This is a genomic window from Paenibacillus plantarum (assembly GCF_013141695.1).
GTDB classification, from domain to species: domain Bacteria; phylum Bacillota; class Bacilli; order Paenibacillales; family NBRC-103111; genus Paenibacillus_E; species Paenibacillus_E plantarum.
Map to the genome: position 1 here is coordinate 233,894 of NZ_WHNY01000004.1, position 11,945 is coordinate 245,838.

Annotated in this window: 8 protein-coding genes; 1 reads left to right on the forward strand and 7 read right to left on the reverse strand. The window is 43.9% G+C overall.

Annotated elements, in window-relative coordinates; genetic code table 11:
* Nucleotides 1-21 precede the first annotated feature (21 nt).
* The 6 genes from GC096_RS00825 to GC096_RS39275 all read right to left on the reverse strand — a co-directional run bounded on the left by GC096_RS00825 (nucleotide 22) and on the right by GC096_RS39275 (nucleotide 10,662).
* Nucleotides 22-3,504, reverse strand: a complete 3,483-nt coding sequence (locus GC096_RS00825) for a right-handed parallel beta-helix repeat-containing protein (RefSeq protein WP_171628404.1) — start codon at nucleotides 3,502-3,504, stop codon at nucleotides 22-24.
* A gap of 194 nt (nucleotides 3,505-3,698) precedes the next feature.
* A complete protein-coding gene (locus GC096_RS00830) occupies nucleotides 3,699-5,216 on the reverse strand; it encodes an extracellular solute-binding protein (protein ID WP_171628405.1) in 1,518 nt (505 codons plus the stop codon).
* A gap of 74 nt (nucleotides 5,217-5,290) precedes the next feature.
* Nucleotides 5,291-6,157: a carbohydrate ABC transporter permease gene (locus GC096_RS00835; protein WP_171628406.1), complete on the reverse strand. Its 867-nt coding sequence runs from the start codon at nucleotides 6,155-6,157 to the stop codon at nucleotides 5,291-5,293.
* A gap of 27 nt (nucleotides 6,158-6,184) precedes the next feature.
* Nucleotides 6,185-7,138, reverse strand: a complete 954-nt coding sequence (locus GC096_RS00840) for an ABC transporter permease (RefSeq protein ID WP_171628407.1) — start codon at nucleotides 7,136-7,138, stop codon at nucleotides 6,185-6,187.
* A 144-nt stretch (nucleotides 7,139-7,282) separates the two neighbouring features.
* The gene (locus GC096_RS00845; RefSeq protein ID WP_171628408.1) at nucleotides 7,283-8,875 is read right to left on the reverse strand and encodes a response regulator; all 1,593 of its coding nucleotides are present in this window, start codon (nucleotides 8,873-8,875) and stop codon (nucleotides 7,283-7,285) included.
* Between the two features lie 2 nt (nucleotides 8,876-8,877).
* A complete protein-coding gene (locus GC096_RS39275; protein WP_171628409.1) occupies nucleotides 8,878-10,662 on the reverse strand; it encodes a sensor histidine kinase in 1,785 nt (594 codons plus the stop codon).
* 632 nt (nucleotides 10,663-11,294) lie between these two features.
* Here GC096_RS39275 and GC096_RS00855 point away from each other — a divergent pair.
* Nucleotides 11,295-11,405 carry a YjcZ family sporulation protein gene (locus GC096_RS00855; protein WP_171628410.1) on the forward strand — a complete coding sequence of 37 codons (111 nt, stop codon included), beginning with the start codon at nucleotides 11,295-11,297 and terminating at the stop codon, nucleotides 11,403-11,405.
* 234 nt (nucleotides 11,406-11,639) lie between these two features.
* Here GC096_RS00855 and GC096_RS00860 read toward each other — a convergent pair whose 3' ends face one another.
* Nucleotides 11,640-11,921 carry a 50S ribosomal protein L33 gene (locus tag GC096_RS00860; protein WP_171628411.1) on the reverse strand — a complete coding sequence of 94 codons (282 nt, stop codon included), beginning with the start codon at nucleotides 11,919-11,921 and terminating at the stop codon, nucleotides 11,640-11,642.
* Nucleotides 11,922-11,945: the final 24 nt, after the last annotated feature.

Here is an 11,945-nt window from a genome sequence, read left to right on the forward strand (position 1 = left end):
CTATGAATCGAGCGCTTATATTCATTCATTGCTCATCCTCGATGCAATAAACGTCATATCACTCAAGCCAACTACGCCATCATGATCAATATCAGCTATTTGTGCTTCTGACCAATTCGAACTTGAAGACGTACTGCCATAGTAATAAGCGACAATGCCTAGATCTCCGACCGTAATACCTGGTTGGTTATTGAGATTACCCGTTTCGGTCAGAATTCTTCCTAATTCAAAATTGCTAATCGCAATCTCCAATGCTTGACGAGCAGCATCCACTTCAGCTTGTGTAACTGTATCTGATTGCACAATTGACTTCGCAGCAAGAATCGCTGCCACAAGTGCTGGACCTCGAAGCGCAATAGAACCAGGGAAGTAGTTGCCAATGGCATTGCCCTCGACGGCAGCTTGCATGAGAGCTTCTCCCTCAGTGATCTTCGCAAGCAATAGATCCTTATTCACATGACTAAGAATTTGAATCGTATAACTGCCTTCTGCCAAATTCGTTTCTACACCTTGCCCGTTGGCAATCTTCACTTGTCTAATTACCAAACTTGAAGTTTGCGAAGTAACCGTTTCTTTGGCTACGAAATTCATTTCAACTACACTCGCTGCTCCTGTTATCACATTGCTGCTGCCCAAACTAGCCAGAATGAAATGAACCTTACCCTGTACGGCATCATGCTGCTCCTGGACAATACCAATACCGCTTCGCAAGCTGTGGGAACTTACATAGGTGAAGCGTTCCGGATCATACACAACTGTAAATTGAATGGCAGATGCGTTCACCGCATTCTTAAGTCCTACAGTTACAGCCATTTCCGCACCTGAGTGGACATGCGTAGGCCCCGTTACGACTAGGCTCGCCTTTGTCTCTGGCTCTGGCTCTGGTTCTGGTTCTATCACGGGATGATTCTGTATTTCAAAAGAAACCTCCGCTACGTTATAGACAGCATCCGTTACCGTCAAACGATAAGAACCTGGTTCGTGGATCACTGCCCCTGACAAGAAGTTCGGGTTCACCAAGATTTCGGTCTGCAACCTGACATTGGATAGAACATAATCTTTTACCCATTCACTTATTTCTTTATCTAGAATGCCATCTGAGGCTTCGATCTGAGTAACGATCTCATAAGTGCTTATTTCGGTTTGTTGTTCTCCTTCTGACGTTGACATCAGATAAAGCTTCGCTTTTCCTTCCGTAAATACGGGAGTAACGTCTTCCGAATAGATTTGGCCATTTACAACCCCCGTTATAACTGGTGCGGTCGTGTCGATTGTGAATCGGACCTGTGTTACATGTCCATTTAAGTCAAGAATGGAGAAAATATAAGCGCCTTCCTGCAAAATCCATGTACCAGATGTGTAGGACTGATAATCGCCTCCGTTGCGAGACAACGTTCCTTGTCCCGAACTGTACACGATCTTGACAGGTTGGTTGTAAGAGGCTCCGTCTTGAACCCCATCGATCAGAGCGCCAGGGAATTCGATGGTGAAACTGATCACTGTCGTCTGAGACTTATACGTTACACGGAGCACATAATTACCTGGTTGTGTATTAGGCGAGCCTGAGAGATACACAATCGGTGCATCACTATTGTGAGTAAGCCACGCCTCACCCCGGTCATAGGTTGCCGAAACAACACTTGGATAGATCTGTCCATTCGTCACCCCAGATACAATGGGAGCTACGTTAATAGGATGCTGTTCTTCATAAGCACCTATATCGGGCCCATCCCCTACTGGTCTAAGATTCCCTAGAAAATCAACGGTAAGGCCGACATTCGCTCCCGCATCAATAGCAGGTGAGCTAGTCTGCAAGGCATAATTGGCCTGGTTTGCATCCATGAAAAGCGGCTCTCCAACAATAGCATGCTGATCCTGATTTTTTTCCACCGAATAGCTGCTAGCTCCAAACATCTGATTGGCCTTATAGTTTTTCTCTACTCCGCCTTGGTTCCAATACACGCCGCCGTCACTCGAATTCGGTCTTGTGTATAAGTTGTGATCGATCGTTAGTCCGCTGATCGTCGCTCCATTATCGGCATGAAAGGACAACATATAATTCCCTTCATTTCCGGCAATCACATTATTCATAATGCTTACGCCATTCATCGTACCTAAAGCTCCCACAACCGATGTGCCCTGAACGCGAATGAACACCGCTGCTTCCCTGTTAACTGTATCCGCTTTGAAACGCGAATTGGCAATCGTGTTGTTATACACGGTTGTGCCATCAATGAGTCCAGACCTCGTATTTAAATAAATGGCCGAATTGAAAAAGTCGACAGACGTAACCTTGCCCACATGGTCGATGACATTGTTGCGGATAGCTGTATGCGTAGCATCCCCCGTAGCAGTAAAGATGAGAATTCCTGAACGATACACATCATGGATATGGTTTTGCCCAATCGTCGTATCGGTGGAAGAATCCACTAGAATACCTGCGTGATACAAGTTCCCCCGTGAGGTTGTACCTCCTTTGCCTTTGTAAATATCACGGCCAATCCCATCGATTTCATTCTTCTCAATCGTATTCTGCTTTGAGTTTAATCCAGCCGCTCCTCCAACGATTTGAATCCCGACCGTATCGCCATCGTCTGTATCAAGCAGGCCTATGTCATGCACATGATTGCCGCTGATGACATTATTCGCTGCCCCTCCTTCTAGAGCAATCCCGAAGTAATTCATATCATAGATTTGGTTATTAAGAAGTTGATTGTAGCTGGCTCCGCTAATGCGCACCCCCGCTCTGTCGGCACCATGAATATTGGAATTTTGAACCGTGACATGATGACTCCCCGTACCAATAAATAGGGCAAAGTCGTATCCGCCACGGAAGTCTATCCCATCAAGGAGCAGATAACTTTTGCCATTTGATGAGAGGGCAAAGTTGCTGTTCTTACTCGCTATTTCGATAACATGATCGTTGGCAACACCCGTGGACGGTTTGTAGTAAACGCTTCCAGTGACGGAATCTGCAACAAAGGAGCCAGGCGTCAACGAGCCGATTGTCGGTCCCGGCAATCTGGCATCGACATGATTGCCTTTCAGCCTTTTTCCATCCTCAAGCACGGTGAACCTTAGGCCATCCCCGGTCAGCCCCGTTTTCTTGTATTCACCATTCGCATCTGGGCCGATCCACGTATCCATGCGTGATCCCCCACTGATGATGGGCTTAGCCGACGTTGGATCTCCATAAGATCCATATCGAATTGGATTTCCGTCTACGCCAGAGCTTGATGGCCGAAGCGTAATGCCTTGCCAAATCTCACCACGTTTAAACAAGACTTGGTCTCCAGGCTGCAACGATACGCCATTTACCTTCGTAATCGTTTGCCAAGCAGTTTCTGACGAAGTTCCGTCATTGCTGTTATTTCCTGCTGAGGCATCCACATAATAAGTCGCTCCGGCTGCATAAGCCACATGCATCAGCGACAGTACACTGAGTAATCCAACACACAGAAACAAGAAGAGAACGATCTCTTTGCGAATCTGTTTGATTAACAAATCATTTGCCTCCTTTTGGCTACATTATTTGGATACATTTTTTTGTAAGCGCTATTTCTAGCATCAGAAAATAAAGCTGTCCGCAAAACAAATAATTTAGACTGAATATTCAGTAAATTAATGTTAGTAACGAACAGCCCTGTTCCCTCCCGGCCATAGGCTGAACCTAGGCCAGGATTACATAAGGAGAATCATTATTTTTTCGTATACCATTCATTCATCGCGTCAATAGCTGCAGTCCCTCCACGGGAGTTAAATTCCTTAACAAACGTGTCAAACTCATTTAAATTCCGCGCACCCATAATAAACTTGACAACATTCTCATTTTTGAACGTAGTCAGATCAGTAAGCTTTTTATCATAAGCATCAATGGAAGGGGCATAGAATGTCTCTTCTTTTATCTGTGTATTTTTGGTTAACGGTTCATAGTAAGGAACGAAGCCTTTAGCCGCTAGTCGATTCTGGAAATTCTCTTTCGTATCCATAATTTGATACAGAATTCTCCAGCCAATTGCTGTGCTTTGTTCAACCGTTTGATTCACCTTACCGTTCTCCACTTTATAATCCGTGCCTTCGATACCGTAATCCTGGAGTTTCAGCGCCTCAGGTGAAGAGAAGTAATTGAGGAATTCCACCATGCCTTCGGGATTTTTGGCTCCTTTCGGAATCGTCGAGAAACGATTGGTTACCGCCTCTTGAATGATGCCCGATTTTCCGGACGCACCAACAGGTAACGTTGTGTATTGCGTCTTGGCTGTCGGTATTCTCGTTGCTAATGTGTCAGCAATCGTTTTTGCTTCCCACCAGGCGATATCGGCTGATGCTGCTTGCCCGCCAATGATCTTGTCTTTTACGTTGGATATTTTGGTAACGGCAAACTCCCGATCAACGAGACCTTCATCATAGAGCTTTTTCATAAAAGTCAGAAATTCTTTATATTCCGGCTGTGTATACGCAAATTCCAGCTTGCCGTTCTTCACAACGGTTCTGGAACTGACTCCGAAAGCACCTGCAATGGATCCTAACGAGGTATCAATGTCTTCTGGACCTCCTGCAGCAAAGGTAAACGGAATCATCCCTTTTTTCTCTTTAATTGTTTTGAAAACTTGATAATACTCATCGAGCGTCGTTGGCTGCTTGAGATTCAGTTCTGTCAGCAAATCAGTTCGGAGGAGTAATCCTTTAGCCAAAGAAGTCGTATTCGGGTAAGGGAATGCGTATAGTTTGCCATCGACTCGCCCTACGTCCAACTCTTCCTTAGAGAGAAGTTTTTGGTAATTAGGTGCTTTCTTGATCAAATCATCCAAAGGCATGAAGGCGCCTTGACGAGCAAGCTTGTAGAAATCTTCCTTACTTCCGATCGGCAGCCAATCCGGCACATCGCCAGAAGCTAAGATTAGAGAAATCTTTTGTTTGGAATCATCTTTGGGCAACAATTCAAACGTCGGATTATAACCCGATTTCTGTTGATGCAGGGCAAAAATCGGATTATTATTGATCTCCATCCCACTTTTAAATGTTTCCGCTGCCGCATTGTAAACCGTCACAATTTTAACATTTTTATTCTTCGGTGAGGTTGATGCTGTTGTGGCAGTTGTCGGTCCCGCAGAAGATGATGGCTGCGCGTTATCGCCTCCATTGGACGAACAACCTACAGCTAACATGGATAGGGCAATTAATGAAACGAATACTTTTTTTCTTTCTCTCTTCATCTTGCAACCTCCTTATTTATAAGTAGATCCTGGTTCTATATGAAGGGCGTCCCCTTGAACCCACAACTGCGTCCTTACTCCTTAACAGCTCCTACCAAAGCACCCTTTACAAAATATTTCTGCAGGAACGGATAGATCAGCAGAATAGGCACAACCGCTGCGATGATTGTCGCTGCTCGGATGGATTCTGGTGCGGAATTCATCAATGCCTCCACATTACTCATACTGACATTGTTCTCATCTTGAATGATGGACATCAAATAGACTTGCAATGGCATGAGATTGCGGTCTGTGATGTACAACATGGCACTAAAGAAGTTGTTCCAATAGCCAACTGCATAGAACATCGAGATCGTAGCGATCGAAGACATCGACAAAGGTACATAAATCGAAAATAAAATACGCGTGTTCGAAGCACCATCTATTTTGGCAGACTCATCTAAAGCATCTGGAATACCCATAAAGAAACTTCGCATTAGGATCAAATTAAAAGGCGCAACAAGGGTCGGAATGATCATGGACCAGATCGTATTCGTCATGCCGATTCCTTTCACGACCAGATACGTCGGAATGATACCACCACTAAAGAACATCGTTAGCACATATAAAAATAAAATGAATCGACGTCCTGGAAAGCCAACCTTGGATAAGGGATACGCTGCTAGCATCGTAATGAGCAGACTAAGTAATGTACCTACGATCGTAATAAAGACGGAATTGCCAAATGTCTTAATAAATTGTTGGTTATTCAGCACATATGCAAATGAATCGAAATGCATTTCCTTAGGCCAAAATGTGATCTCATGAGCCAGTACATAGGATTCATCACTTAGGGCTTTTGCTAATAAATGGATAAATGGCAGCAGCATAGATAAGCCAAGCAGCGATAGGCAAATATAATTCAGCCACCCGAAAACTTTCTCGCCTTTTGAATAAATCATTGGAGCGGTCTCCTTTCGATCATCTGATTAATAGACACCTTCTTCACCCATTCTCCTCGCAAACCAGTTGGCACAAACCAGAAGGATACAACCAATCACAGATTTAAAGAGGCCGGCTGCAGACGTAAGTCCAAATTCCATTTTGCCAAACGCTTCTCGGAAGACGTAGGTGTCGATAATATCAGATACATCGTAGACCGCAGGATTGTACATAATCAGCACCTGCTCCAGACCAGCGTCCAAGAGATGGCCGATTCTGAGCAGTAGGATAATAATGATCGTGGAACGCATGCCAGGGATCATAATATGCCAAATTTGTCTGAAGCGATTCGCGCCGTCCATAATGGAGGCTTGATAGAGCTCTGTATTGATTCCGAGTATGGCAGCCAAATAAATGATCGCCGCCCATCCGGTTTCCTTCCAGATTTCAGACAGTACCAGTACCCAACGAAATTTACCAGGATCGGCCATAAAAAAGATCGGCTCGCCGCCGAGTGCTTTAATGAACGAATTTACAATGCCTGAACCTGGGGACAAAAGATCAATGAAAATGCCTCCGACAACGACCCAGGAGATGAAATGAGGAATGTAAGTGATCGTTTGGATCGTCCTTTTGAGGAAAACATGTCTCATTTCATTGATTAAAATAGCTAGGATAATTGGGGTAGGAAAGCCGAATACCAGCTTCATTAAACTAATAACTAACGTATTTCGAATGACCTTGGGAAACTCGTCATAAGCGAATAGCGTTCGAAAATGCTCCAAGCCTATCCATGGACTTTCCATCACACCTTGAATAATATTGTAATCCTTAAAGGCAATGACGACGCCATACATTGGTGTGTACCGGAATATAATCAGAAAGATAAGTCCCGGAATGGACATCAAGTATAAGTCCCAGTGTTTAGCCACGGTTGTCCATAAGGTGGTTTTAATGCGTGTTCGCCCACCGGTTCGCGTTGATGAAATGTTCGTGTTCATGGTGCTCCTCCTCTAGCAGATAAGTGATCGTGCTGCTTTCGATACTCTTATCTTACAGATAGCTGAATACGTTTCCAATGACACTAGCATGACATCCTACGCAACTTTCATGACTTCCATCTTCCAAAACAATGATAGGTTGACCTACTTGTTCAAGTCTCCTGGTTTCATTCCCCAGTACTTCTGGAATGCCTTGGAAAAATAATTGACATGCCGGAAGCCCACCTGTTCAGCTGCTTCATACACCTTTGCACCTTGAACCAGCAAGGCCTTTGCCCGCTCCATTTTGCGTTCAAGCACATAATCTGTGAAGGACATCCCCATTTCTTCTTTGAACAATCGACTCAGATAGGATGAATTCATAAATAAAATTTCTGATATTTGGTATAAGCTAATATCTTCATGCAATCTGGCGTCAATGAATTTCAGAATATCTGTGACGGACTGTTTGGTGCTGCTTTTTCGGCTTTCATTCACAACGAGACAGATGCGGCCAATGACGCGAATAATCCATTCCTGAATTTGTTCTTTCGTTAGCAGTTGATTTAGACTCTCGAAGTACGGATAATCATCACCCGTTACCTCCGCTAGCAGCCACTGTCTAGCATGAATAAACCTAGAAAGCATACCGCTGATGTGAATCAGAAATTCTCGCACCTCAGATACGCTGCTCGTCGAAAAGGCAGAACGAATCATCTGTCCCGCCACCTCCTTGGCTTGATGCTCGTCCCCCAGCTCAAACGAAGTTTCCAGCTGTTTCTCCATATCTGCCAGGGAGGTCCATTTATTCGCAGTAGTTTGATCCTCATGAAACGTAATTGCAATGTTATGCCCGTATACGATCCGCGTCTGAAGGGCCATTTTTGCTTTTAAATAAGCGTCAGGCAGCAATTCCTTGGCGGCAACAATCGGACCGATCCCTGCACTAGCTGTAATTTTTAAGCTATCTTTCATCAATGTCAAAACATCGGTAACTGCGTGGTTCACACGCTGATAGAAATCCATTCTGTTCTCTTCCAGACTTCCCATGAACAATGCAACCGTGGTCCCATCGGCATCCTGTAGGATGAACGCTGACGTTTCAGCTAAACGTTCCTTCGCAATCCCGTTTAATGAAAATAACAACAGTGATCTGTCCGATTGATGGAAACGGATATCGTCCTCATTGAGCGGATCAATATCCAAAATAACGGGAATATACAACTGTTCTGGCAGCTTCAAATGCACCTCTTCGCCTCGCTTCTCGAGCTCCCAACTCGCATAACTACCAGTTAGCCAATTCCGGTAAAATGCTTCATGCAGACGAGGGAGATTCGTCTTCCATCTTTCTTTAAGCAAATCATATTGATGCTTCTCTTCCAGTTCCAACCTCCTCTTGCTGGCTGCATCCATTACACTCTCCAAGATACTATCGTTACTGGCTGGTTTGAGTACATATTTGCTTACCCCATATTCAATGCTTTCTCTTGCGTAATCGAACTCATCATGTCCAGTCAGCACGATCATTTTGATATGTCGATGGTGCTGCTGCAATAAACGAGCCAGCTCTAATCCGCTCATGACAGGCATTTGTATATCTGTCAGAACAATGTCCGCTCCCATTTTCTCAACCAATCGCAACGCTTCCTCACCGGTTCCCACGGCTCCGATCAATTCTATGCCATGCTGTTCCCATGCAATTCCTTCGGCAATCCGATCTCGCAATCTGACTTCATCTTCCACAATAAGCAGCTTCATCCTTATGCCTCGCTCTCATTTATTTGAATTTGAGCCCTCTCAGCGGAACTGTCACCGACTGGCATAATGACAGTCACTTTCGTTCCTTCTCCAGCTATACTCTCCATACGTAGATCAGCTTGTTCCCCATAAAACAGCTTTAATCGCGATTTCACATTTTTCAAAGCAAAAAATTGCACCGAAGTTGATTGCTCTTCTCTTACAAGCATATTGGCTTGACTCTCGCCAATCTTTTCCAGCTCTTCCTGTAACGCATGCAGCGCATCTTCCTTCAATCCTATGCCCGTATCCTGAATGACAATATGAAGGCATTGCTGCTCAAGGGTAATCGTAAGCGTGAGGCTCCCTTTTCCCGCAACTTTTTCCAATCCATGTACGATCGCATTCTCAATTAATGGCTGAAGCAACAGTCGGAGCAGCGGAACCTTCCTCGCTTCTGGCTGTACCGTTACGTTAACCGTAAATCGATCCATCAATCGTATTTGTTGAATGCGAATATAATACATAAGGTGCTCAAGCGTCTCCTCCACCGTGAAGGTCTCACGTCCTTTGCCAAGGCTCACCCTGAAAAAGTTGGCTAAATTCATCACCATTTCACTCACCTCATGCACGTCATGCTCTTCCGAAACGGTGTAAATACAATCCAGAGTATTATACAGAAAATGGGGATTTATTTGGGACTGAAGCAGCCTAAACTGTGATTTGGCTAGGTGCAATTCCTTTTCATATCCGTCCTCAATTAATTGCTTCTGGGTAGTAACCATCGTATTGAAGGTATTCATGACATACCCAAGCTCATCTTGTCGTTGATGCTGTACGAAGGCATTTAAATTTCCGATGCTGACTTGTTTCATTTGAGAAGACAGAAGAAATAAGGGCTTAGAAATACCACTGTAAACGAAAATCGAAATAGATAAAGCCAACAAAATGCTTACTAGCATAATCACATACGTAAAATTACGAATTTGATAATTGGATTTCAGGATTTCCTGCTCTTGCTGCTTAATCGTAAGTTCCCATCCAGAAGCCATTTCTCCCGATGAATGTGAAAACAACTTGGACTCATCCGACTGCTCACTCGCAGCTTGGACAATGACTGGCTTGCCTTTGAAAGACAAACTCAGCTCTGTCTTATTGGATGGAATAAGCGGTTCGACAATATCCATCAAGGCCGATTTCGCAATAGCCGTGATGACAAGATCCTTTTCCAGAGATTCCAAATTATAGGGGTCCATAATGCGAATAAAATAGATGCGATCCTCTTTCCAATAGGGCTGGATATTTCTTGTTTCCTGATCTGGCACATAAACAATCATAGCTCCGTTGGCTCGTACCGCTTCCTGATACCATGGCTGTTCGTACACATGATTAAAGTGCACAATTCCCGTTTCGTAGGATAATGCATTCCCCGTGCTACCATGTATAACGGACATCTCCTGCACCATATGATTCACATTAATAATGACTGAAAATTGTTGCTGAATTTTTCTTAGCTCATATAAGCTCTCACTTGAGATCTCTTTCGTAATTTTACTGAGAACCTCATTGACATTCTTATCTGTGCTAATCAGGAAAGACATCTGTCCCACATTTTGCACGATTAAATCCAAGTAACCGACAGAGGTTAGAATAGAAGCGTGTACCCGATCACCGATCTGCTTTTTAAGGATCGTTTGGGACATCTGATTGCCGAACAAACTGACCGAGACTAAGGGAAGAAGGATGAGGAGAAATAGCGTCGTTAATTTAAACTGAATGGATTTTTCAAATTTCTGACGAAGAAGCACATTGGCCTACCTCCTTTTTCCATCATTCTAATCCGAAATCCGAATAGATTAAAGGGAATTTATTACAAGGTCAAATAGAACATCGCCGAGGTCATGCAGTACGGATGACCCGGTGTGGGGCCCCCGCTACAGGAAACGTGGCCACAAACTTGCTCTGCACTGTCCCAAATCCTCAGATTCAGAAATAGACAATCATTCCTGCTCTACATTCACATGAAATAACAGAAAGTGGAATTGCCTTTAGACTTTCGGATGAAGTGATAATAATAGAAACTGTTTTAAATGAATATGTTGTTTGTGAAGTGCATTCAGGAACGTATTATTTCCACTCACAGATTCGACCTAGGGTAAGTAATAACGAAATATGGGTATCAACCTAGTGCGGAACCATCCACTTGACCATATATTGATATTGCCACCCAGCACAGTCAACTTAATCGTCACCCTCATTAATAAAACGAAAAAAAACGGTCTGTATTCGCATCTACCTCGCGATAAGACCGTTTTTTTGTGTGAAATTCTCAGTTGGCGGAAATTCTTACACACAAATTGGTTCGTGCGTCCAATCAATCCCTATATAACGAACATATTTTATACCGTAGTGACAAATCACCAGAGGGGAATGAGTAAACATGGGAGCAGTAGGTTATGGTGGAAGTTGTGCAGGTCACGGTTCAAGCGCAGCAGCTATTTTGGTTCTTTTTATTCTTTTGGTTATCATCACGTCAGCTTTTGTATGGTAAATCTTTAATCCTACAAAATGAACAACAAGAAAAAACGGCCGCGAATTAATATGCGGGCCGTTTTTTCTCTTTGTTCTTATCATAAAAAAATCATCCTTATTCTTTATACTTACTTCTGCTTACCGGGATCCTTCCACTCGCAACAACACGCCAAAGGAGTTCAGTCATATGTAATTCTTCAATAAAAATGGGCTGCGCCGAAATAAATCTTTCGGTGCAGCCCCTTATTTCAACTTACCACCAGAATCCTGGACCACCGAAACCGCCGAAGCCGCCAAAGCCCCCGCCAAAACCACCAAATGCAAAAGGTTCAGTGCCGATAGCTAAGAGATCAAATAAAACCAATGGGATGATCGCTTTAACCTGTACTTTCTCACCTTTTTGTGGAGCTATAACCAATTTGTTACCGCTAATTCTGACCAATTTGCCAGATACGCTTGTTCCGTCTTTTTTCAGTGCCATAATTTGTTTACCAACCATGTTACGAACGTCCTCTTTCCGAATTTGGGATGTCATGAACGTCCACCTCCTTCTGCCACC

Bases quoted from the DNA above. Each gene is read 5' to 3' on its own strand.
- GC096_RS00830 (WP_171628405.1), bottom strand. From the start codon at position 5,216: ATGAAGAGAGAAAGAAAAAAAGTATTCGTTTCATTAATTGCCCTATCC.
- GC096_RS00835 (WP_171628406.1), bottom strand. From the start codon at position 6,157: ATGATTTATTCAAAAGGCGAGAAAGTTTTCGGGTGGCTGAATTATATT.
- GC096_RS00840 (WP_171628407.1), bottom strand. From the start codon at position 7,138: ATGAACACGAACATTTCATCAACGCGAACCGGTGGGCGAACACGCATT.
- GC096_RS00845 (WP_171628408.1), bottom strand. From the start codon at position 8,875: ATGAAGCTGCTTATTGTGGAAGATGAAGTCAGATTGCGAGATCGGATT.
- GC096_RS00855 (WP_171628410.1), top strand. From the start codon at position 11,295: ATGGGAGCAGTAGGTTATGGTGGAAGTTGTGCAGGTCACGGTTCAAGC.
- GC096_RS00860 (WP_171628411.1), bottom strand. From the start codon at position 11,921: ATGACATCCCAAATTCGGAAAGAGGACGTTCGTAACATGGTTGGTAAA.